The 22,903-nt window shown below is 64.7% G+C and carries 19 protein-coding genes; 7 read left to right on the top strand and 12 right to left on the bottom strand.

Going from position 1 to position 22,903, the window contains the following annotated elements; translation table 11 throughout:
• Positions 1-176: 176 nt before the first annotated feature.
• Entirely contained in the window at positions 177-1,793 is a 1,617-nt protein-coding gene (gene aceB / locus XcyCFBP4188_RS07760) for a malate synthase A (RefSeq protein ID WP_043907219.1), read from the bottom strand.
• 117 nt (positions 1,794-1,910) lie between these two features.
• Here aceB and XcyCFBP4188_RS07755 point away from each other — a divergent pair, with 117 nt between their 5' ends.
• Positions 1,911-2,867 carry a LysR family transcriptional regulator gene (locus XcyCFBP4188_RS07755; RefSeq protein WP_006448681.1) on the top strand — a complete coding sequence of 319 codons (957 nt, stop codon included), beginning with the start codon at positions 1,911-1,913 and terminating at the stop codon, positions 2,865-2,867.
• A gap of 255 nt (positions 2,868-3,122) precedes the next feature.
• Here the strand turns inward: XcyCFBP4188_RS07755 and XcyCFBP4188_RS07750 are convergent, their stop codons facing one another.
• On the bottom strand, positions 3,123-3,755 hold the full coding sequence (locus tag XcyCFBP4188_RS07750) for a TetR/AcrR family transcriptional regulator (RefSeq protein WP_006448682.1): 633 nt from the start codon (positions 3,753-3,755) through the stop codon (positions 3,123-3,125).
• 244 nt (positions 3,756-3,999) lie between these two features.
• On the opposite strand from XcyCFBP4188_RS07750, the gene XcyCFBP4188_RS07745 reads away from it, so the two are divergent.
• Entirely contained in the window at positions 4,000-5,055 is a 1,056-nt protein-coding gene (locus XcyCFBP4188_RS07745; protein ID WP_104591885.1) for an MBL fold metallo-hydrolase, read from the top strand.
• A gap of 410 nt (positions 5,056-5,465) precedes the next feature.
• Positions 5,466-7,625: a type III secretion system effector XopN gene (gene xopN, locus XcyCFBP4188_RS07740; protein WP_046932460.1), complete on the top strand. Its 2,160-nt coding sequence runs from the start codon at positions 5,466-5,468 to the stop codon at positions 7,623-7,625.
• A gap of 114 nt (positions 7,626-7,739) precedes the next feature.
• On the opposite strand, the gene dcp is transcribed toward xopN, so the two are convergent.
• From dcp to arfB, 4 genes are all read right to left on the bottom strand, one after another.
• Positions 7,740-9,908 (bottom strand): peptidyl-dipeptidase Dcp, encoded by a 2,169-nt coding sequence (dcp, locus tag XcyCFBP4188_RS07735; RefSeq protein WP_046932456.1) that lies wholly within the window; start codon positions 9,906-9,908, stop codon positions 7,740-7,742.
• Between the two features lie 106 nt (positions 9,909-10,014).
• Complete coding sequence (locus tag XcyCFBP4188_RS07730; protein ID WP_006449815.1) at positions 10,015-11,031, bottom strand: isoaspartyl peptidase/L-asparaginase family protein; 1,017 nt, start codon at positions 11,029-11,031, stop codon at positions 10,015-10,017.
• Between the two features lie 98 nt (positions 11,032-11,129).
• The gene (locus tag XcyCFBP4188_RS07725) at positions 11,130-11,759 is read right to left on the bottom strand and encodes a lysophosphatidylcholine acyltransferase (RefSeq protein ID WP_043908054.1); all 630 of its coding nucleotides are present in this window, start codon (positions 11,757-11,759) and stop codon (positions 11,130-11,132) included.
• Positions 11,760-11,761: 2 nt separating this feature from the next.
• Entirely contained in the window at positions 11,762-12,193 is a 432-nt protein-coding gene (arfB, locus tag XcyCFBP4188_RS07720) for an alternative ribosome rescue aminoacyl-tRNA hydrolase ArfB (RefSeq protein WP_006449817.1), read from the bottom strand.
• Between the two features lie 55 nt (positions 12,194-12,248).
• On the opposite strand from arfB, the gene XcyCFBP4188_RS07715 reads away from it, so the two are divergent.
• A complete protein-coding gene (locus XcyCFBP4188_RS07715; RefSeq protein WP_080949657.1) occupies positions 12,249-12,827 on the top strand; it encodes a DUF2059 domain-containing protein in 579 nt (192 codons plus the stop codon).
• A 398-nt stretch (positions 12,828-13,225) separates the two neighbouring features.
• On the opposite strand, the gene XcyCFBP4188_RS07710 is transcribed toward XcyCFBP4188_RS07715, so the two are convergent.
• The 3 genes from XcyCFBP4188_RS07710 to XcyCFBP4188_RS07700 all read right to left on the bottom strand — a co-directional run bounded on the left by XcyCFBP4188_RS07710 (position 13,226) and on the right by XcyCFBP4188_RS07700 (position 16,410).
• Positions 13,226-13,999: a pseudouridine synthase gene (locus XcyCFBP4188_RS07710; protein ID WP_043908056.1), complete on the bottom strand. Its 774-nt coding sequence runs from the start codon at positions 13,997-13,999 to the stop codon at positions 13,226-13,228.
• Positions 14,000-14,095: 96 nt separating this feature from the next.
• The gene (gene ubiB / locus XcyCFBP4188_RS07705) at positions 14,096-15,769 is read right to left on the bottom strand and encodes a ubiquinone biosynthesis regulatory protein kinase UbiB (protein ID WP_006449820.1); all 1,674 of its coding nucleotides are present in this window, start codon (positions 15,767-15,769) and stop codon (positions 14,096-14,098) included.
• Positions 15,766-16,410 carry a ubiquinone biosynthesis accessory factor UbiJ gene (locus tag XcyCFBP4188_RS07700; protein WP_006449821.1) on the bottom strand — a complete coding sequence of 215 codons (645 nt, stop codon included), beginning with the start codon at positions 16,408-16,410 and terminating at the stop codon, positions 15,766-15,768. The genes ubiB and XcyCFBP4188_RS07700 overlap by 4 nt, the downstream gene beginning before the upstream one ends.
• 194 nt (positions 16,411-16,604) lie before the next feature.
• Here XcyCFBP4188_RS07700 and ddlA point away from each other — a divergent pair, with 194 nt between their 5' ends.
• Both ddlA and XcyCFBP4188_RS23550 read left to right on the top strand, forming a co-directional pair.
• Positions 16,605-17,708: a D-alanine--D-alanine ligase gene (ddlA, locus tag XcyCFBP4188_RS07695; protein ID WP_043908064.1), complete on the top strand. Its 1,104-nt coding sequence runs from the start codon at positions 16,605-16,607 to the stop codon at positions 17,706-17,708.
• Complete coding sequence (locus XcyCFBP4188_RS23550) at positions 17,708-17,833, top strand: hypothetical protein (protein WP_006449823.1); 126 nt, start codon at positions 17,708-17,710, stop codon at positions 17,831-17,833. Before ddlA ends, XcyCFBP4188_RS23550 begins: the two co-directional genes overlap by 1 nt.
• Before the next feature lie 118 nt (positions 17,834-17,951).
• On the opposite strand, the gene XcyCFBP4188_RS07685 is transcribed toward XcyCFBP4188_RS23550, so the two are convergent.
• Positions 17,952-18,110, bottom strand: coding sequence for a DUF1328 domain-containing protein (locus tag XcyCFBP4188_RS07685; protein WP_003468167.1), 159 nt, complete (start codon positions 18,108-18,110; stop codon positions 17,952-17,954).
• Positions 18,111-18,174: 64 nt separating this feature from the next.
• Positions 18,175-19,185, bottom strand: coding sequence for a 2-alkyl-3-oxoalkanoate reductase (gene oleD, locus XcyCFBP4188_RS07680; protein WP_006449829.1), 1,011 nt, complete (start codon positions 19,183-19,185; stop codon positions 18,175-18,177).
• A gap of 459 nt (positions 19,186-19,644) precedes the next feature.
• Here oleD and XcyCFBP4188_RS07675 point away from each other — a divergent pair, with 459 nt between their 5' ends.
• A complete protein-coding gene (locus XcyCFBP4188_RS07675) occupies positions 19,645-20,625 on the top strand; it encodes a serine hydrolase domain-containing protein (RefSeq protein WP_174705833.1) in 981 nt (326 codons plus the stop codon).
• A 730-nt stretch (positions 20,626-21,355) separates the two neighbouring features.
• Here XcyCFBP4188_RS07675 and XcyCFBP4188_RS07670 read toward each other — a convergent pair.
• Positions 21,356-22,903, bottom strand: a complete 1,548-nt coding sequence (locus tag XcyCFBP4188_RS07670) for a winged helix-turn-helix transcriptional regulator (RefSeq protein WP_006451107.1) — start codon at positions 22,901-22,903, stop codon at positions 21,356-21,358.

Here is a 22,903-nt window from a genome sequence, read left to right as displayed (position 1 = left end):
AGGGATACGGCGGATGCAGCGAGGAAGGAATGGCGCGGTGTGCTGTGCGCGGGGCATGGCATGGCCGTCGTTGCGCATGGGCGCAATCGGGCGGTGTGCGGTGTTGACGTAGTGCGTTGCGTTGATGGGTTGCAGCGACAGCACGCGTGCTGTGGCCTGTCGCTGCAGTGGATAGATCAATCGATCAATCGGTACGCAGGCACAGTGAGGAAGTCGGCCAGTTCATCGGCGCGGCTGAGTGTTTCCAGCAAGGCGATGGCGTCGTCGATGCGCGCAGCGCCAGGCAGTGCGTTGGTCGCGCCCAGGCGTGCCGGCAGCGCCCGCAACGCGGCCTGCAATAACTGCTGATCGATGGCAGTGCCGTCGTCCAGATGCTGGCCGTGATGCAGCCACTGCCATAGTTGCGCACGGCTGATTTCTGCAGTGGCGGCGTCTTCCATGAGGTTGTGGATCGGCACGCAGCCATTGCCGTCCAGCCAGGCGGCCAGATAACGCACGCACACTTCGACATTGCCTTCGAACCCTGCGCGGGTGACGTTGCCCGGCGAGGGGGCGATCAACATGTCGCGCGTCACCTGCACATCGTTGCGCAAGACGTGATGCTGATGCGCGGTGGGCATGTGCTCGTCGAACAATTTCATCGCCACCGGAATCAAAGCCGGATGCGCTACCCAGGTGCCATCGTGCCCGGCCGTCACTTCGCGCAACTTGTCGGCACGCACGCGGGCCATCGCCTGCTCGTTGGCGGCTTCGTCGTGATTGATCGGAATCTGCGCGGCCATGCCGCCCATGGCATGCGCACCACGGCGATGACAGGTCTTGATCAACAGCTCCGAATACGCCTTCAGGAACGGCTGGGTCATGGTGACCTGACCACGCTCGGGCAGTACGCGGTCGCGGTGCGCGCGAAAGGTTTTCAGGTACGAAAAGATGTAGTCCCAGCGCCCGCAATTGAGCCCGACGATGCGATCGCGCAGCGCGTGCAGGATCTCGTCCATCTCGAACACCGCCGGCAGCGTTTCGATCAGCACGGTCACCTTGATCTGCCCATGCGGCAGGCCGAGCATCGCTTCGATATGCGCCAGCGCGGTCTCCCACAGCGCGGCTTCTTCCATGCTCTGCAGCTTGGGCAGATACAGATACGGGCCGCGGTCCTTGGCTAGCAGCGCACGGCCGTTATGGAAGGCGAACACCGCAGCATCGAACAAGCCGCCGGCCAGCGGCTGGCCATCGATGAGCACGTGCTTCTCGTCCAGATGCCAGCCGCGCGGGCGCACGATCAACACCGCGCGCTCGGCTTCCGGGCGCAGCGCGTAGTGCTTGCCGTTGGGCGCATCGAAGCTGAGATCGCCGCGCACCGCAGCGGCCAACGTGCGCTGGCCGGCCAGCAGGTTGCGCCAGGTCGGCGCGGTGGAATCTTCGAAGTCGGCCATGAACACCTTGGCGCCGGAATTCAGCGCGTTGATGACCATCTTCGGATCGGTGGGGCCGGTGATCTCGACGCGGCGGTCCTGCAGCGCCGCCGGCAGCGCGGCCACGCGCCAGTCGCCGGCGCGGATGGCGCGGGTGTCAGAGCGAAAGTCCGGCAACTGGCCGGCGTCGAACTCGGCCTGGCGCACCCGCCGCTGGGCGAGGCGCTGCTGGCGACCGGGTTCGATCGCGCGGTGCAGCGACACCAGCAATGCCAACGCGGCGGCTGGCAGGAGTTCTGCCTGGCCGGCCACCTGCGTGGTCAGCGACAGACCGGGAGTGGCGCGTTCGGTAGAGCGTGGAGCGAAAGCGGTGGCAGACATGGCGTAAGTCCTTTGCATCCGGACCTGCACCGTGCGCCGCTGGCAACTATTTGACAAAGCAGTTTTATCAATGCTGTAAATAAGCTGAGCTTATAGTGGATTTTCGTACGCACTCAAATGGTGCCAACCCCTCGATTTTCCTACAAATCCGACCGGCTCAAGCCGCTGCGTGCGTTCTGCCAGACGGTTAGATTAGGCTCGGTCTCACGGGCGGCTGAGGCGCTTTACGTCAGCCAGCCGGCGGTGACGCTGCAATTGCAGGCGCTGGAACGCGACCTGGGCGTGGCCTTGTTCGAGCGCTCCGGGCGACGGATGACACCCAGCCGCGAGGGCCAGCTGCTCTACGACATGGCACTGCCGCTGGTGGAAAGCCTGGACGGCCTGGAGGCGAGCTTTCGCGAGAAGGTGCGCGGGCTGGATGCGGGCGAGCTCAATATCGCCGCCAACAGCTCCACCATCCTGTATCTGCTGCCGCGCATCGTGGCGAACTTTCGCGCGCGCCATCCGGACGTGCGGCTGACCCTGCACAACGCCATCAGCGCCGACGGCACCGACCTGCTGCGCGAGGACGCGGTGGACCTGGCCGTCGGCTCGATGCTGGACGTGCCGGCCGACCTCAACTACGCGCCGGTGTATCGCTTCGAACAGCTGTTGATCACCCCGCCCGATCATCCGTTGGCAAGCAAGCCCACCGTCACGCTGCAGGATCTGTCGCCGTATCCGCTGATCCTGCCGCCGCGCCGGCAGGTGACCTATCGGCTGGTCGATCTGGTCTTCCAACAGGCACGCGTGCCTTACACCGTTGCACTGGAAGTGGGCGGTTGGGAGGTGATCAAGCAATACGTGGCGATGGGCATGGGCATTTCCATCGTCACCGCGATCTGCGTCACCGATGCCGACCGCGACAAACTCGCCACGCGCTCGCTCAAGGATTATTTCCCCACCCGCAGCTACGGTGTTGTGGTGCGCAAGGGCAAATATCTCTCGCCGCAGGCGCGCGCGTTTATCGAGTTGATCCAACCGGATCTGTTCACGCCGCGCGGGTATGACGAAAGTGGCGATTCGGAGCGGTGAGCTTTTGCTGCCTGCTGCGTGCTGATCTGCCTGCATCGCACCAACGCCTGGTCTGACAACCACTGTGCATGCACAGTATCGACAACGGTTCGTGCAGCGTGTTGCGGTAACCGCGCGGCATCGACCCGTCCTAACACGGCGCGGGAGTGCAGAACTGCGTTGATTCCTGCAGCGAACATGCCACGCGAAAAGACGGCCGATGGCAGGCAGGTCCAGGCAGATGCCGCAGCATGCCGCATGCATGCATGCGTGCACTCACTCGCGGCCGTACAACCCCAAAAACATCGCGACGGCCGATTCGGCCACTTGCGTCTGTTGCTGCGGCGACAACGGCGGCTGGCCCATCGTGAGCTGCGGCCAGAACGCGAAGCCTTTGACCAGCGCCTGCAGCTGCTGTGAGGCGAAGTCCGCCTCCACGCCGGCCAGGCGGCCGTCGGCCAGTGCGGCGCGCAGCCAGGTGGTGGTGCCTTCTTCCTTGCTGCCCAGCTGCGATATCAGTTCGCGGGCACGCGCCGGCGAGTGGATGCCCTCGGCGAGGGCCACGCGCGACAGATCGATAAATGCCGGGTCGTCGAGCAGGCGTAGCTTTTGCTGCAGCAACGTTATCAACTGCGCACGCAATGGTTGATCGGGCCGGTAGACCAGGTTCACCGCATCGGCGCTGCGCTGCCACAGCCCGCGCAGGATTTCGCCAAACAGCGCGTCCTTGCTGGGGAAATGGTTGTAGACGGTGCGCTTGGACACCCCGGCGGTGGCCGCCACGCGGTCCATGCTGGTGGCCTCGAAACCGTGCTGGCGGAACTCGGCAATGGCCGCCTCCACGATGGCGTGGCGCTTGCGGTCGGTCAGCCGCTGCGGCGCGGCTGGAGGGGAAGAGGCAGTCGACATTTGCCGATTTTACACCCGGCAGTTTACTTTCACAGAAATAAACTACACTGTGTAGTGTAATCTCGGCAGTCAGCCGCGTGACACATGAGTGTCACGCGGGCGCAGCCGGCGCGTAGGAACCGCAGCGTACGAACGGTTTCTGCAGATCTTCAGCGCCGAGCACAGCCCATCTGGCAGTCGCGCAGTCGTGTTGGGGTCGCTCGCATTCCTTATCGCTATTCCCATGTCTCGGTCGAACTCTCCTATGGCTTCTCCTCGCCCTTCTCCCTATGCCGCCTCGCCGCAGTTCCGCGGTGGCCGGTTTCGCAATGTGCTGCCGCTGCCGACTGTCACGTTGAGCCTTCGCGAGCAGATCGGCCTGCTGTGGAGGGTCTTCTTCGCCAAGCCCAGCACCACGGTGCCGTCCGCACCATTGCCGGTGCAGCCGTTGACGCGCACGCAGTTGCTTGCCGCGCCCGATCGGAGTTTGTATCGCCTGGGCCATTCCACCGTGCTGATGAAACTGGCCGGCCGGTGGTGGCTGACCGACCCGGTGTCCTCCAAGCGCGCCTCGCCGGTGCCGTTCGCCGGGCCCAAGCGTTTCCACGCGCCACCGATCGCGCTGGACGATGTGCCGCCACTGGCCGGGGTGATCCTGTCGCACAACCATTACGACCATCTCGACCGCGCCAGCATCCACGCGCTGGCCGACCGCGTGGGCGTGTTCGTCGCACCGCTCGGTGTGGGCGATCTGCTGGTGCGCTGGGGCGTGGACCCGGCCAAGGTGCGTCAGCTGGATTGGTGGGATGCGATCACCATCGATGGCGTGCAACTCACCGCCACCCCGTCGCAGCATTTTTCCGGGCGCGGGTTGTTCGATAGCGGGCGGTCGCTGTGGTGTTCCTGGGCGATCCAGGACCGCGACCTGCGCGTGTTCTTCAGCGGCGACGGCGGCTATGGCCCGCACTTCAAGACCATCGGCGAGCAGCTCGGCCCGTTCGATGTGGCGCTGATCGAAAACGGCGCCTACGACCAGCAGTGGCCGCATGTGCACATGCAACCGGAGCAGAGCCTGCAGGCCTATCTGGACGTGGGCGGGCAGACGCTGCTGCCGATCCACAACGGCACCTTCGATCTGGCCATGCACGCGTGGCAGGAGCCGCTGGACCGCATCGTGGCGTTGGCCGATAGCGCTGGCGTCGCATTGGTCACGCCGTGCATGGGCGAGCGGGTGGATCTGCAGGCGCCGGCCAACCGCGTGCGTTGGTGGCGGCAGGATGCGGCGGCACAAGGGTCGGATGGGTTAGTGGCGACACGGTAACTGGCCTGAGGCATGCCGATGCGTGCCATCACGTTTTGATGGCGCACCTCGCACGCGGATGCGGGCGTCACCCGTCGCCGCGTGACGCCTTCACCAACCCTGCCATAGGAAGCAGCGCACCCGACCTTGGCGCCCACACCTCCGGGGGATTCGGGTGCAGCGACGTCGGTTCCGCTATCCGGCAAAGATGTCCCCTGTAGAGTGGTGCAATCCCTGAACAATGCGATCCGCAGTTTGATCTTTCATCGGCAACGGTTTCGTCGCGTGCTTGAACTCGGTGCTCTTTTCGAGCCATGGCGACCACGCCGCCCCTCGACAATGCGCCCAGCTCAGGGCTGCGAGGCGATCGCATTACTCGGCACCGGCCATTGATCGATGCCGCCACTGCATCAAGCGCCAGGAGAAATCTGATGAAACCTGCTGCATCTGCCAATCCGCTCAGTCGCACTGTGTCAGCGTCGAGTGCGCACATCCATGAGATCGAAAAAGAAGCGTCCCAGGATGCCTCGCCCAGCCATTCGGATGCCCAGCCCGGTGGCCCATTGACCAAGCTATCCAGCCGCCCCAACAAGCGCGGCAAGGAGACCGCAGACGCCACTGCGGACCCATCTCATACGGCTAGCCACCTGGACGCGGTTGGTCTGCAGATTTCGCAGCCTGTAATGCCGTCGCATCCTGGCGGAGCGTCGCTGGTGCGACTCAAAGAGAAACTGGCTGCCGACAACCGGCGCCCGGTCGAGCCGCAGCTGGCCGCCGAACTCATCAACCAGATCAGGCCGATGAAACTGCCGGACACCACCGGCGTGCACGAACGCGCAGCGACACACACAGATTTGTTGAACCGCATCCACGAAACGGATGCGATGGCTTGGTACAAAGCGCAGGGATTGAGCGAAGTCGAAGTTTCCGATTTGCGACGTACCGCGTTGCTGTCCGGCATGCCCAATCCCACCGGTAGTTTTCTAAACAATGCGATGCAGTACATCGTCTCGCCCTGGATCAACTACGCAACCCGTCAGCCCTGGGCAGGCGCAGGATTCGGCTTTGCGACAGCGGCCATCGCCGCACCGATGAATGCGGCCCAGCAGTCGGCAGTGGTCAGCCTGTGCGAATCCATCCGTGAGCATGGCGGTCACGTCATCGTGCCGGACAAGAATCAGATCAACGACAAGCATTGGCTACCGGACCTTGCGAAGGCGCTGGAAAGGCATGTTGCCGAATTCAGCGGGTGCTTAGACAGTTTCAGACAACTCAAGCGCGCCGCAGACCAGACCCCCACCGCACTGCCAACTCACGCCCTTATCGCCGCTGCCCACCAATTGCTGCAAGCCGAATCGCGCCTGCATCAGGCGCAGCACGACTTTGTCATGACCCAGGGCGCGCACGACCGGCAATGGATGGGCAATCGCTGGCAGGCCGTCCCGCGCATCCTGCGTTCGCCTCTGGCGGGCACGCTGGGCTTGCTCAGCAAGACAGGCGCAATGCGGGCACTGTCGCCGACCGCGCAGACTGTCGGTGCCCTGCTGATGACAGCTGCGCAACATGTGGCCGCCGGATTCGACGAACAGGCAAAACAGGATTACAACAACAAGCTCAATCTGCTGTACGCCGATGTACTGACCGAAGCGGGCAAGTCGAAACTTGCACGTGGCGAGGCAGTTTCGGCAGAGGAGATCGATCAGGGCAAGCTGCGCAAACTGATTCAGTCGCCCACGCAGGCTCTAGTAAAACGCGTCATCAACGGACTGGTGTCGATGGAAAAAGCGCTCAACGCGGAGGTGCAGGCATCGCGTTCGCCGCAGGGAACGGCAGACGCCGACGACCTGGATCTGGAATCGGGCCATGGCGCCGGCCCGGCGAAGACGCTGAAATTGCTGAGGCAGGATCTGCAAGCCTTGCGCGAAGGCAGGTTGGACGAACTCGAGCCGGACGGCGTCGCTGCGGCGGTACTGCTGGGTGCCGAGAAGTCTGTGGTGTCGGACCAACTGATCAGCGATATCGCCAAGAAGTACACCTCGCGCGAGTTCTCCGCACAGACCGCCCAACGCATTGGCCAGATGTTCCATCTAGGCGTGCTGGGTAGCGCGGCGTCCTCGGTGATCGGCAAGGCCAGCTCCGCGGCGCAGGGAGGAACGCGCAACGTGCCGACCGCACAGTCTCTGGCGATCTCCGCCCTGTCGGGAGGCATGGCTGCGGTCGGCGCGCTGAATCAGCACACCGCCATCACCGTCAAGAACAATCGCCGCGAGGGCGACACCGACATCGGATTGAAGCAGCAAGTCTTGCGCGGCGTGATGGGGGGCGCCAACGAAGCGCTGTCACAGCGTCGGGCGACCAAGGCGAGCCTAAAGATCAACGAGCTGCTGCAGGGCAACGATGTGGAACGGTTGTTGGGTCAGGCCAAGGCGCTCACACCACCGCCCGGTGCCACGTCCTCCGCAGCGCAGGCCGCGCCGCCGTTGACCCTGACGCAGGCGGTGGAGCGGCTGCGTCCGGGAGCAGCGTCCACATCGCAGTCGCACGAAGTGATCGTGCAGATCGGGGACGATCAGGCGCCGCAACCAGCATGATGCGGCGCCGAGCGCGGCGATGCATCAAAAGCGACGCAACAAAAACGGGATGGCCGCAAGGCCATCCCGTTTTCGATCATTGCTGCATCCGCGTGCGTCGTGCACGCGGGTGTCTCACTCCGTCAAACCACGGTTCTCCAGCAGCGCCTTGACGCTGGGATCCTTGCCGCGGAAGTCGCGGTACAGCGTGGCAAGGTCCACCGTGTTGCCGCGCGAGAGGATCTTGGCGCGGAAGATGTCGCCGTTCTTGCGATCCAGGCCGCCGTTTTCCTTGAACCATTCGAATGCGTCGTCGTCGAGCACTTCCGACCAGAAGTAGGCGTAATACCCGGCCGAATACCCGCCGCCCCAGATGTGGTCGAAATAGCTGCTGCGATAACGCGGCGGCACTTCGGCCAGGTCCACCTTGAAGCGCTTCAACGCGTCGGCTTCGAACTTGCTCACGTCCTGCAACGATGCGTCGGCCGGCTGGGTGTGCCAGGCCAGGTCGAGCAACGCGGCCGACAGGTACTCGGTGGTTGCGTAGCCGCTGTTGAAGGTCTTGGCCTTCTTGATCTTTTCCACCAGCTCGGCCGGCATCGCCGCGCCGGTCTGGTAGTGCTTGGCGTAGTTGGCGAAGACCTTGGGATCGGAGGCCCAGTGTTCGTTGAACTGCGAGGGGAACTCGACAAAATCGCGCGAGGTGCTGGTGCCGGCGATCGAGGGGTACTTCACCTTGGAGAACATGCCGTGCAGCGCGTGGCCGAACTCATGGAACAAGGTGGTGACGTCGTCGAAGCTCAGCAGCGCCGGCTGGCCGGCAGCCGGCTTGGTGAAGTTGCAGACGTTGTAGACCACCGGCTTGGCACCGGTGAGGCCGTCCTGCTCGACGAACACGTCCATCCAGGCGCCACCGGACTTGCTGTCGCGCTTGAAGTAGTCGGTATAGAACAGCGCCATCGAGGTGCCGTCCGCGTCGAACACTTCATACACCTTCATGTCCGCGTGATAGGTCGGGATATCGGTGCGCTGCTTGAAGGTGATGCCGTACAGCTGCGTGGCCGCGTAGAAAACGCCGTTCTGCAGAACGTTGTCCAGTTCGAAATACGGCTTGATCTGCGACTCGTCCAGGTCGTACTTGGCCTTGCGCACCTGCTCGGCGTAGAAGTCCCAATCGGACGCGGCGAGCTTGAAACCACCTTTCTGTGCATCGATCACCTTCTGCATCTCGGCCACTTCGCGGCGCGCCTTGGCAGTGGCGGCCGGCACGGTGTCGGTCAGCAGCTTGAGCGCGGCGGCCGGGGTCTTGGCCATCTGGTCGCCCAGGCTGTAGGCGGCGTAGCTGTCGAAGCCGAGCAGCTTGGCCTTTTGCGCGCGCAGCTGGGCCAGACGCTGGATGGTCTGGCGGGTGTCGTTGGCATCGCCCTTTTCGGCGCGCGTTTCCGAGGCCTTGAGTACCTCGGCGCGCAGCTGGCGGTCCTTCAACGAGGCCAGCACCGGCTGCTGGGTGGTGTTCTGCAAGGTGAGCAGGTACTTGCCATCGAGCTTGCGCGCCTTGGCGGCATCGGCGGCGGCGGCGATATCGCCTTCGCTCAGGCCATCGAGCCTGGCCTTGTCGTCCACCACCACCGCACCGGCAGCCGAGGCGGCGACCAGACGGGTATGGAACTGGGTGGAGAGCGTGGTCTCTTCGATATTGAGCTTGCGCAGGCTGGCCTTGTCGGCCTCGGACAGCTGCGCACCGGCGCGCACGAGTTCTTCGTAATCGCGCTCAAGCAGACGCTTCTGCTCCGGGTCCAGGCTCAGCGTGTCGCGCTGGTCGTAGAGGGTTTTGACGCGTGCGAAGAGCTTGGGATCGAGATTGATTTCGTCCTGGTGCGCGGCCAGCTTGGGCGCGATCTCTTCCTGGATCTTCTGGCGTGCATCGCTGGTATCGGCCTGCACCAGCCCGAAGAAAATGCGCGACACGCGCGAGAGCGTTTCGCCACCACGCTCCATCGCTTCGATGGTGTTGTCGAAGGTGGGCGGTTCGGGGTTGTCGGCAATTTTGCGGATCTCGGCCAACTGCAGGCGCATGCCTTCTTCGAAGGCCGGCAGGTAATCGCTGTCCTTGATCTTGTCGAACGGCGGCGCCTGGAACGGCAGCGTGCTGGGGGTGAGCAGCGGGTTCGGCGCGGCATCGGCGGCCGGGGTGGCGGCGGTCTTCTCGGGCACGGTGGTGGACTCCTTACCGGACGAATCTTTTCCAGAACAAGCAGCCAGTGCCAGGGTGATGGCAGCGGCCAGAACGACGGTACGCGACATGGCGTGTGATTCCTGAGTGGGTAGAGCAGCCGGTCACGCTAGCGGGTTTGCGGGCCGCTGGCATGTGCCGTTGGATTGGATGGACGGGTTCGGTTGAGGATGTGCGCTACAACGTCTCGTCCTTGAAGATCGCCACGTGCGGCGTGCCATCGGCGCCGATCCAGCCGCGGTACATGCCCTCGGTGTTGAACGGGAACGCGGCATTGCCCTGCGCGTCCAGCGCGATGGCGCCACCGTCACCACCGGCCTTGGGAATCTCCTGGTCGATCACTGCTTCGGCCGCCTGTTGCAACGACTGGCCCGCGTACTTCATGCGTGCGCAGATGTCGTAGGCGGCCACCGCGCGGATATAGAACTCGCCCCAGCCGGTGCCGGACACCGCGCACTGGCTATTGGCGTAGGTGCCGGCGCCGATGATCGGCGCATCGCCGACGCGGCCGTAGCGTTTGTTGGTCATGCCGCCGGTGGAGGTGCCGGCGGCCAAGTGTCCTTCGCGATCCAGCGCCAGCGCACCGACAGTGCCGAAGTGCTTGGCGGTTTCCAGATCGAGTTCGGCCTGCGCCTTGCGGTCGCCGGCCTCGGCCTTGAGCGCTTTCTGCAGTTGCTGCCAACGCTTGTCGGTGCGGAAATAGCTCGGGTCGACCAGGGTGACGCCTTGCTCGCGCGCGAACTGTTCGGCGCCGTCGCCGACCAGCATCACGTGCTTGGAATGGTCCATGACGCTGCGCGCCAGCTGGATCGGGTTCTTGACCGTGTGCACGCCGGCAATCGCGCCGGCCTTGCCGGTGGCGCCGTCCATGATCGCGGCGTCCAGCTCGTTCTTGCCGTCATGGGTGAACACCGCGCCGCGCCCGGCGTTGAACTGCGGCGCGTCCTCCAGCACGGTGATGGTGGCGGCCACCGCATCCACCGCGCTGCCACCCCGTTGCAGCACCGCGTGACCGGCTCGCAGCGCGCGTTGCATCGCCTCGCGCGCCTGCGCCTGTTCGTCTGCAGACAGGCCGGCTTTCTCCACGCCTGCGCCGCCGTGGATCACCAGCATCGGTGTGGCCGCCAGCGCCGGGCCGGCAACAAGCAGGAGGGAGAGCGACAAACACAGTGCGCGTGCGGACAAGCCCATCATGGTGTTTCCTCGGTGGAGGCAGCGAGGTGCCCGGCGGCGCCGGTCATGAATGCAGGCGACCGGCAGTGACAAAACCTTTCAAGCGCGTGGCCGCATCATCACAGCGTATCGCGATGCTTGCCGCGCCACGGCCGGTACCAGGTGCGGATGGCGGCGATATCGGCCGCCATGTCGGTACCGGTCCAGAACGGCTCGCCGATGCCCACGGTCTTGCTGGGATAGTCGAAATACACCGGCAGGATCGGCACCTTGGAGTCGGAGGCGATCTTCCAGAAGCCCGCCTTCCAGTGTTCCACGCGCTTGCGGGTGCCTTCGGGGGTGATCACGTACCACATCTGCTCGGAGTTGCGGATCAGACGCACCGCCTGGCCGATGGTGCCCTGCGGCGAGCTGCGGTCCAGCGGGATCGCGCCGAGCTTGCGCAGCAGCGGGCCCAGCGGCCACCAGAACAATTGCGCCTTGCCCAGCACGCGCACATCGAAGCCCAGCGCGAACTTGGCCGCAAAGCCCAGAAAGCCGTCCCAGTTGGACGAATGCGGGGCCACGATCATCACCAGCTTGGGCTCGTCGGGCAGCCGCCCGAGCAGGCGCCAGCCGGTCAGGCGCAAGGCGGTACGGCCCAGCCAGCGACCGAAGCGGCCGTGTGCACGCGGCATTCTGGGTGGGGTTGGCTGCAGCAGGATGTTGGCCTGTGTTACCGGTGGCAACGACGGGTCGGTGTGACTCACGCTTACTCCCAGTGGGACGCAGAGCGTCCACGCTTGATATGGCTGCGCTCACGCTTGGCATCCAGCCGCCGCAGCTTGGCACCATGACTCGGTTTGGTGGCGACCCGGCGCTTGGGCACCGACAGGCACGCACTGATGATTTCGACCAGCCGCTCGCGCGCATCCTCGCGGTTGCGGTCCTGGGTGCGGAAGCGCTGCGCGTCGATCACCAGCACGCCATCGGCGGTCATGCGGCGGTCGCGCCGCGACAGCAGCCGCGCGCGCAGCGGTTCGGGCAGCGACGGCGACCCGGCTACGTCGAAACGCAGTTCCACCGCAGTGGAGACCTTGTTGACGTTCTGCCCGCCCGCGCCGCTGGCGCGCACGAAGCGTTCGACGATCTCGCTGGGCGGGATCGTCAGGCTGGGGGTGATCTGGATCGGGTCGCTGGCCATGCGCGCCGATTGTATCGGCACCGGCGTGGACGCGCGCGCGAACGCCGGCTCCCGTATGCTGCGGCCGGTCCCCAGTTTGCAGGATGCTCCGATGACACCACCCCGTTCCGTTGCTGCCGTCCGCGCCTTCGCGCGCCGTCTGATCGTGCTGGCCGCGCTGGCACTGGCCACGCCCGTCGCGTTCGCGCAGGCGCCCAGCGATGCCGACATCAACCGATTGCTGGCCGCCTCGCGCGCGCAGGCCATGCTGGACACGATGCTGCCGCAGATCGAAGCGATGCAGCAGCAGCAATTCGCCCAGCTCACCGCGCAGCGCCAGCTAGATGCCGGCCAACAGGCGCAGTTGCAGCGCATCCAGGACCGCACCCGCCAGACCGTGCGCAAGGCGCTGTCGTGGTCGGAGCTGCGCCCGATGTATGTGGACATCTACAAGCGCTCGTTCTCGCGCGAGGACGTGCTGGCCATGGCCGAGTTCTATGAGAGCTCGGCCGGCCAGAGCCTGCTCGACAAGACCCCGGCACTGACCCAGAACCTGATGGGCGCGATCCAGCAGAAGATGCTGCCGCTGTTTGCCGATCTGCAGAAGGATCTGGAGAAGATCGTCAATGAGCCGGCGGCGGCGCAGAAGCCCTGAAGGGCTGGGATTGGGGAATCGGGATTGGGGATTCGTAACAGCGTGGTTCCTGCAACAGATGCGGATGCTAGGTCGATTGCGTTGACGATTCCGGCGGTGCCCCAGCTTTCCTCCAGTGGGAGAAGCCTGCTCCAGCCCCTCTCCGCCGGGAGAGGGAGTGGGGGTCAAGGCGGTAAGCGGCGAAGCAGCACGTGCATCCAAACTCCACCAGGCTTCGCTCGCACCCTCATCCGCCCCTACGGGGCACCTTCTCCCGAGGGGAGAAGGAACAGCCAAGCCCCTCTCCCGTCGGGAGAGGGGTTGGGGTGAGGGTACGGCTGCCTGAAAACGTTGCCGCTCGACGTTGGTGCACTGACAGATCGACGTTGATGCATTGACACATCCATGACCACGTCGCATCACTGCACGCGTGTCGTGCCTTGCAACCCCGCCACGTCCCACCCGAACAATGCACACGCTTTCGCAAACTCCACATCCAGCGGCGCCACTACGCTGAGACGCCGCCCATCGGCCGGATGCGGAAACCCCAGGCGCTCGGCGTGCAGCAACATGCGGTGGATCCCGAGCATGCGAAAACTCCGGTTATGCCGGCCATCGCCATGGCTGGTGTCGCCGATCATGTGGTGCGACAGGTGTTTCATGTGCCTTCGAATCTGCCGAAAACGCCCGGTCTGCGGCTGGCAGCGCAGCAGCGCATAACGCGAGGTGGCAAAGCCGGTCGACGGAATCTCCAGCTCGCCGGTGGCCAGCCGCTGAAAATGGGTCACCGCCGGCTTCTTGACCGGCTTGCCGGGGCCACCGTCCAGATCGTGATCGACGATGAACTGCTCCTCGGCCGGCCAGCCGCGGCACACCGTCAGATAGTCCTTCTCCAATTCGCCGGCCATCAAGGCCTTGCCCAGCGTGCTGGCGCTCTCGCGATCGAACGCCAGCAGCAAGCAGCCGCTGGTGGCGCGATCGAGCCGGTGCACCAGAAAGATCGGCCGGCCCAGCTGCTCGCGCAGGCGGTCGGCCAGAAAGTCGTCCTCCCCGCGCGCCAGCTTGCTGTCGTGGACCATCAGGCCCGCAGGTTTATTGACGACGGCCAGGACATCATCCTGGTGGAGTATCTGCAGCGGGTCGGTCGATATGCTCACCGGCGGATTATCCGCATCGCCGACACAGCATGCCACTGCGTTGCCGCGCCACGACGCGAGGGCCGCGCTGGTGCCCCGCTGCAGGCACTGCCGAAATGCAGCCGAATGCAGCGGGCCACCTATCGCAATGTGTCAGCGGCGCAGCCAGGCGATCAGCAAGGCCACCGAGCCGGCCGTGCCACTGACCCAGCTCCACACCGGCACCGTGCCCAGGTACCAGCCATTCGGATGCAGGCCATACAGCACAGCGGCAACCACCAGCAGCCCGCTGCCGGTGATGGCGGTGACCACGCGCGTCTGCAACTTGCGCAGGCTCACATCCAGCGCGCGCAACTCGGCCGAGCGGATATCGAGCTGATGGCGGCCTTCCACCTGCTGCTTCAACCAGCTGTGCACCAGGCGCGGCATGTCCGGCGCATGCGTCATGATTTCCGGCAACCGCTTGCGCAATTCGCCCAGCACCCGGCGCGGGCTATAACGCTCGCGCAGGATGCGTTCGAGCACCGGCCGCGCCACTGCCCAGATATCCAGCTTGGGATCGAGCTGGCGGCCGACGCCTTCGATGTTGAGCAATGTCTTCTGCAACAGGATCAGCTGCGGCTGCAGCGTCAATTCATAACGCTGCGCGACGCGGAACAATTTGATCAGCACTTCGGCCAGCGAAATCTCCGACAACGGCCGGGTGAAGTACGGCTCGCACACCGAGCGCGCGGCCGCTTCCAGTTCGTCGATGCGCACGTTGTCCGGCATCCAGCCTGCCTCCACGTGCAACTCGGCCATGCGGCGATAATCCTTGTGGAAGATCGCCATGAAGTTCTCGGCCAGGTAGTACTGATCTTCCTGCGAGAGCTGGCCCATGATGCCGAAATCCAGCGCGATGAAGCGCGGATTGAGCCGGCGCTCCGGGTCCGAGTCGACCCAGATGTTGCCGGCGTGCGCATCGGCATGGAAGAAATTGTCGCGGAACACCTGCGTGTAGAACACGCGCACGCCCTTGGCCGCCAGCGCCTTGCGATCGATACCGGCCGCATCGAGCTTGGCGATGTCGTCGGAGGGAATGCCGTACACGCGCTCCAGGGTGAGCGCGCGCTCGGCGGTGTGCGACCAGATCACCTCGGGCACGTACAGATCGTCCGAGCCTTCCCAGAAGCGGCGCAGCACGCTGGCGTTGGCGCCTTCGCGTTGCAGATCGAGTTCGGCCGACAAGGTGGCTTCGATCTCGGCCACCACTTCGCGCGGGCGGATCTTGTCCGCGCGCGGGTGGGTGCGCTCGACCAGGGTGGCCAACGAATGTAGCAAGGCGATATCGGCATCGATCTGGCGCTCGATGTCCGGGCGCAACACCTTGACCACCACTTCGCGGCGCACGCCATTGGCGTCCGGCGGCAAGGTCGCTGCGTGCACCTGCGCGATCGAGGCCGAGGCCAACGGCACGGTGTCGAATGCGGCGAATGCCACGCTCACCGGCAGGCCCAGCGCGCGCTCCACGATCAGCCGCGCAACTTCGCCGTCGAACGGTTTGACCCGGTCCTGCAGCAGGGTCAATTCGTCGGCGACGTCGGCCGGAATCAGGTCGCGCCGGGTCGACAGGATCTGCCCGAACTTGACGAAGATCGGCCCTAATTCCTGCAGCGCCAGGCGCAAACGCGCACCGCGCGATTGCGCGGCGATCTCGGCGCTGGCACGCGGCACGAATGGCTTGGCCAGGCGCAGCCAGCGCTCGGCCGGCGTGCTTTGCAGCAAGACGTCCAGCCGATAGCGCAGGATCACCCGGCCGATTCGGCTGGCCCGCAGCAGCGCCTTCATGCCGCACCTCCGGCAGCACGCAGACGGGTGACGCGTGCGGCCAGCCGTTCGACGTCGTCGCGCAGTTCGTCGACATCGTCGTGGAAGGCTTCGAGTTCGGCGCGTGGCACCACATCGCGCGATTCTTCGGTGACGAATTCGGCCGCGCTATGCGCCAGATCCACTGCACTGCGGCGCGCCTGCTGCAGCGCTGCACGCACCGCGCTGGCGATCTGCACGCCCAGGATATCGCCGAACACCGCCACGAACGGCAGTTGCCAATCCGGATCGAACCGCCCTGCCAATTGCTGCAGCTGGCGCGCCAGTTCGGCATCGCCGGAGACCTTGAGCCGGCCCGCCGGCGCACCACTGCGGCGCGCATTGGCCAGAAACGGCAGCTGGCCGAGCAGGCCGGCCAGGGTGCTGCGCACGGCGAGGTCTGGCTCCTGCGTTTGGTCCACCGGGCCGACCAGCAGCCGGCGCTCGTGCACGCGGATCTGCAAGGCCAGTGCGGGGGCTTCCAGGGTCAGCGCGATGCGCTGGCCTTCAAGCGGCAACAGGGCGTCGCGGGTATCCGGGTCCAGCGCCAGCGCGCGATTGAGCGCGGCTTGCAGGGCCTGGCCGGCGAGCGGCTTGAGTGAGTTGAGCAGTGATCCGGGCATGGGCCCATTCTACCGTCCCCGCATGTCGCAACTGCTTGATGGTGAGCTGGCGAGTGCACGCCGGAGGCGGACGCGGCGGCCATGGCAGCTCGCCTTGGTGGCAAGGCCGCTTGCGTCGGTCATGGAGGACTTCCTTCAGCGCGCCGGCCGCGGGCATGCTGGCGACCTCATTGAACAGGTGGCAGGAGCAGGCGATGCGCAAGATCCGGGTCGGTCTCATCTTCGGCGGCAAATCGGCCGAGCACGAGGTCTCGCTGCAATCGGCGAGAAATATTCTGGATGCGCTCGATCCGCAGCGCTTCGAGCCGGTGCTGATCGGCATCGACAAGCAAGGCCAGTGGCACGTCAACGACCCCGACAGCTTCCTGCTCAATGCCGACGACCCGGCGCGCATAGCCTTGCATCGCAGCGGTCGCGGCGTGGCGCTGCTGCCGGGTGCGCACCAGCAGCAATTGCGTCCGACCCAGCCGGAGCAGGCGCTGGCGCAGATCGATGTGGTGTTTCCGATCGTGCACGGTACGCTGGGCGAAGACGGCTCGCTGCAAGGGCTATTGCGCATGGCCAATCTGGCCTTCGTCGGCTCCGGCGTGCTCGGCTCAGCAGTGGCGATGGACAAAGACATGGCCAAACGCGTGCTGCGCGATGCCGGGCTGGAGGTGGCGCCGTTCGTGTGCTTCAACCGCCACACCGCCGCACACGCCGACGTGCATGCGTTGGTTGCACAGTTCGGTTTGCCGTTGTTCGTCAAACCGGCCAATCAAGGCTCATCGGTCGGCGTCAGCCAGGTGCGCACTGCGGAGCAGTTTGCCGCCGCACTCGCGTTGGCGCTGGCGTATGACCACAAGGTGCTGGTGGAAGCAGCGGTAACTGGGCGCGAGATCGAATGCGCCGTGCTGGGCAATGCCACACCGCAGGCCAGCGTATGCGGTGAAGTCGTGGTGCACGACGCGTTTTACTCTTACCAGACCAAGTACATCAGCGAACACGGCGCCGAGATCGTGATTCCGGCCAACATCGATGCGCAGACACAGCAGCGCATCCAGCAGATTGCGGTGCAGGCTTACCAAGCGCTGGACTGCGCCGGCATGGCGCGTGTGGACGTGTTTCTCTGCGCAGATGGCCGCATCGTGATCAACGAGGTCAACACGCTGCCGGGTTTCACCCGGATCAGCATGTATCCCAAGCTATGGCAGGCAAGCGGGCTGGACTATCGGAGTTTGATCACGCAGTTGATCGAGCTGGCGTTGCAGCGGCACGCTGATGATCAACTGCTGCGTAGTGCGGTGGAACAGCGCTGATGAGTCCATCGCAGGTGCGCGAGGTGCAGTTGCACGATTACCCGGCACTACTTGCACTCAACAATGCGCATGCCACCGAATTGTCGTTCAGCAAGCACGTGCAATATCTCGAAAAACTGCTTTAAAACAGCCACAACACAGCTGTAGAGCCCTCATAACGCAGATGGCCCGCCTCCTTGCGGAAGCGGGCCATCTGAGCATCAATCGGCAGCGCCGCTGCCGTGACGTATCGCAGCTAAGTGGTTAAACCTTGCCGCGACGGAACATCGAGATCACTGCCAGGATCAGGAACACCACAAACAGGATCCAGGCGATGTTGGTCGCCGCACCGGCGATACCACTGAAGCCCAGCACAGCGGCGATGATGGCGATGACGAAGAAAATGATGGCGTAATGCAGCATGGCAAGGATTCCAGAAGTTGTCGTGCCGAATCGGCGCAGACGTATCCTGAAGATATGGCGGTCTTTACCGGGTGATGGCGATGTCGTTGGAAGATGAGGATCGCAGCCGCTGCAGCCCTTCTTCGATGCTGATGCTAGGTATATAACCGAAGTCGCGACGCGCCGGTTCCATGCTGTACCAATGCGGCGTGCACAGCTGTTCCACCAGAAAACGCGTCAGCGGCACTTCGCCTGGCAGACGCAATAGTGGCCACAGGGTCTCGCACACCGCACCGATTCTGTAGGCGGTCTTGAACGACAGCGAACGCGTCACTGCCGGTGCATCCACCGCGGCCAGCAAGCGATTGAGCAACTCGCGCATCGGCAACGGCTCGCCATTGGAAATGAAGTACGCCTTGCCTGCGCAAGCAGCCCCGTGTGCGAGGTGCTCGAACGCATCGAAGTGCGCTTGTGCGGCGTTGTCGATGTAGGTGCTGTCCACCAGGTTGCTGCCGTCGCCGACCATGCGCAGCCGCCCGGCGCGCGCACGTGCTGCCAGGCGCGGCAGCAGATGATTGTCGCCCGGCCCCCAGATCAGACGCGGACGCAACGCCACCGTCGCCAGCTGCGCATCGTTGGCCGCCAGCACCGCACGCTCGGCGATCGCCTTGGTGGCCGCATACGCTGCACGCAGGTCTTCGCCATATGGCACTTCGTCGGCGCCCAGACCTTCCACCGGATTGGTGGCGCGATGGGTGACGCTGGGTGTGGAGGTGTAGATCAGGCGCGGCACGCCATTGGCACGACACGCGTCGATCACGTTCTGCGTACCGACCACATTGGCCTGGTGATAGCTGTCGTAGCTGCCCCACGCACCGGCCTTGGCAGCGTTGTGGAAGACCGCATCGATACCGGCGAAGGCGTGTCGCACCGCTTGCGGGTCGGCTAGGTCGCCACGGATCTGGCCCACGCCCAAGGTCTGCAGAATCGGGTAATCGCCGCGCTGGAAACTCACCACCTCATGCCCGCGCGCGCGCAGGCCGCGGCACAACGCCTGGCCGAGAAAGCCACCACCACCGGTCACCAGCACCTTCATTGCGCCACATCCATTGTTCCTGCAGGGCGCACACAATAGCCGGACCGGACTGTGATCGCGACGCCGCGCGCGCGGCAGGCCGCCTGCGGCTTACGCAAGCCATTGATCGCAAAGAGCTTCATAAATCTTCATTGAGACATCAGGCAGTTCATTCGCGCTGCTGGCGTCATGGCCGGACCCTGGATCGCTGGAGTCACCATGACCCGCCTGTCGCTGCTGTTGTCCGCCCTGCTCGTCATCTTCCCGCTGCATGCCGCACCGCCTATTGCTTCTCCAAGAGCCGCTTCTCCAAGAGCCGCCTCTGCAAAAGCCGCCACTCCAGGCATTGCTACACCAGGTCCATCGGCTGCCGCGTCACCGGCTGTGCCTGCAGCGACCACCACGCCACCCGCGCTGGATGACGGCTGGCCAGTCGCCAGCACTGCCGCTGGCGGCTGGAACCTGCCCGTGCTTGCACAGATGGAACAGGCACTGGCGGGCGATCTGGCGCCATCCACCACCAGCGTGCTGATCGTGCGCGATGGCGTGCTGGTCTACGAACACTACCTGGGCGATGCCGATCGCCAGACCTTGCACGACACCCGCTCGTTGACCAAGAGCGTCACCGGGCTGCTGGTCGGTGCGGCGATCGCGCGCAAGTTGATCCCCAACGCGCAAGCCAAGGTCTACGACTACTTCGGCGATCGCCAATGGCAGCATCCGGATCCACGCAAGCGCGACATCACCCTCGAAGACCTGCTCACGATGAGCTCCCAACTGGAATGCAACGACGACAACGCCTTCTCCACCGGCAACGAAGAGCGCATGTACGTGAGTGCGGACTGGACGCAATTCGCCCTGGATCTGCCGATCCGTGGCTACGCACCATGGATGCAGCGGCCCGCACAAAGCCCGCACGGCCGCGCGTTTTCGTATTGCACCGCAGGCTCCTTCCTGCTCGGTGCGGTGCTGGAGAAAGCCAGCGGACAGCGGCTGCAGGCGTTCTCCGCACAGGTGCTCGAAAAGCCGCTCGGGATCGAGCAGGCGCAGTGGAATGTGTCGTCCGAAGGGGTGGGCATGGGCGGTGGCGGCACCCGTTACCGCAGCCGCGACCTGGCCAAATTCGGCCAGTTGCTGCTTGCACAGGGGCGTTGGCAAGGCCGCCAGGTGATTGCCGCCAACTGGATAGGCGCGATGACCAGCGTGCATGCGCAGGCACGCGACGATGCCGATTATGGCTACCAACTCTGGCACTTCCTGTTTCCGGTGCACGGCGTGCAACGCGACACCTGGGCGATGTCCGGCAATGGCGGCAACTACGTCTTCGTCGTACCCGCAGAACGGTTGGTGGTAGTGCTCACGCGCAGCGCCTACAACACCCGGCAGATGCACCACCAATCACATCGGTTGCTGACCGACTATGTGCTCAAGGCGCTGCCTGAGGGCAACCAAGCGCGCTAACGAAACCTCTCCAAAACTGCATCGATAGCGCCAACCCGCTGGCTGCACTCGCCTTCGTTGACGAGTGGAGTGATGTCAGAAATGGCAATGACATTGCAGATCGAAAGGAGCCGATCAGACCGCACCGCATCTGAAGGCCGCGCTGCATGCAATGCTCGCAACACTGCTTGTAACCACGCACACCGCCCATCTCGACGGGTCCTTGCCCGGCCACCGTCGCGGGACCTTACGCGGCATGGATGCCGCGTAAGAGCTTACAAGGACGTACTTGCAGCGTGTCCCGCGATGGTGGCCGGGCAAGGGCCCTGCAACCAAGCCGCAGATCATGCGCTCTACACCCGACGCATCCGCACCGCTCGATCAGCTTTCAAGGCAACCGAGAGCTTGAGCTTCGGCGCAGTTGGATGCTCCCAGGCCAAGCGGGTCGAGGGCGCGATGCCCTCACCGCTTGCGGGACACGCCGTGAACCCATCCCTGGAGGCTCGGTGGCGGCATCCATGCCGCCACACGGTCCCGCAAGCGGTGAGGACATCGCACCTGTCTACGTGGTCGTGTGCTGATGAAAACTACAAACCCGGCCGCGCCCGGCTAGCAGTGTGTGTAGTAATTTTCCGAAGTGGCTTACCGCACGACTACGTAATGAGCAGCGAGCGCAGTTGCTCTCTGCGGCATGCAGCGCATGTACTGCGATTTGAGCGTGAAGCGCATCCAAACGAATCGATGCAGTGTCTTAGCCCCGCTCGGACACGGCATCTGCCGGCAACAGATTGCGGCGACGCAGTTGCGCACGCTGGGCAGCAAGATCGGCATCGATACGTGTCAGCAACGCTACAAACTCCGGCAGGGCGCGCAGCGGCTGCAGCAGCAGCGACTGACGCAGATAGCCGGCGTTGCGGTAGCCGGCGACTTCGGCATGCTGCAGGGCGCGCATCGCCGCGTCCGGCGCATCCGCACACAGCAGCAGCATTGCCGCATCGACTGCATCGAACGGGTCGCCGCCACGCTCCACGCTGACCAACAAATCCTGCGCGCGCGCATGCAGCGTCGCGGCTGCCGGTGGTGGCTGCGCCTGCAGTGTCCAGGCTACGGTCTGCGCGAAGCTGCCCTGCGGTCTAAGCTGCACCGCCCGCAGCGCCGCTGCACGCGCAAGCGTCTTGTCACCACGCAGCCACGCAATCTCGGCCTGTAGCAACGACAGCCCTGCGTACTCGGTACCGCGGCTCTGCGCCTCGTTCAACGCCGTCTGCGCCTCGGCCGCGCGGCCATGTTCGAACAGGAACGTAGGCCAGGCCAGATTGGAGAAAGGATCGTCCGGGTACAGCTGAAAATTCTTTCGGTAGCGCGCCTCGGCTGCACTCGCATAGCCGAGCAGACTCAGATTGCTGGCGATCTGGATCGGCAAAAATCGCACGCGCGTCGGGTCGCGCATCGCCAGGTTGGCCGACAGCGCCTGCACCAATTTTCCCTGGCGCTCGTACAGATACGCAGCCGAGCCGCGCACCGCATCGGCACTGGGATCCAGCTGCAGTGCCTGTTCGTAGGCTGCCAAGGCATCGCCATTGCGGCCCTGACAATCCAGCGCATAACCACGCGCGGCGTACGCTGCCGCAAGGCCCGGTTGCACGGCCACAACAGCATCGGCCAGTCGCAAGGCTTGCAGCGCAAACGCTGCATCACTGTCGTATTGGCACACGCGCGCACTGTAGGCGCGGCTGAGGCCGAGTTGCGCCTGTCGATCGTCCGGTGCTTCCTGCAGGCGTTGGCGATACAAGCCGATAGCGCGTTCGTTGTCGTCGCGCTGGCCGATGCCGGCGTAGTAATCGGCACGCTGCAACAATGCGGCTTGCGCTGGTGGCGCATCACGCGTTTGCAGCCACCAGGTCGCGCCAACGCAGAGCAGCAGCGCACCTGCCGCAACGATCCAGGCACCACGGCGCGGCACCGCACCCGCAGGCGGTGCTTCGTCCAACTGCACCGGCACGCACAGCTGATAGCCCTGCCCGCGCACCGAGCGCAGGTAACGCGGTTGCCGCGAGTCGTCGCCCAAGGCTTGCCGCAACAGGCGCACACGCTGGGTGACGGTTTCTTCGTTGACCAGCGCCGGTGCCCACACGTTCTGGATCAACTCGTCGAAATCGACTACCCGCTGCCCCTGCTGCAGCAAATAGTGCAGCAGGCGGAAACTCAGCCCGCCAACCTCGAGCGCGACACCGCCGCGCTCCACGCGCTGACGCGCCACATCGATGCGCAGGTCATCCAGACGATAACGCGCGCGCAT

It is taken from the genome of Xanthomonas hortorum pv. cynarae, assembly GCF_002939985.1.
In the GTDB taxonomy this organism is placed as follows: domain Bacteria; phylum Pseudomonadota; class Gammaproteobacteria; order Xanthomonadales; family Xanthomonadaceae; genus Xanthomonas; species Xanthomonas hortorum_D.
The sequence above is the reverse complement of the archived record's forward strand: the minus strand, read 5'-3'. Positions and strand labels throughout refer to the sequence as shown.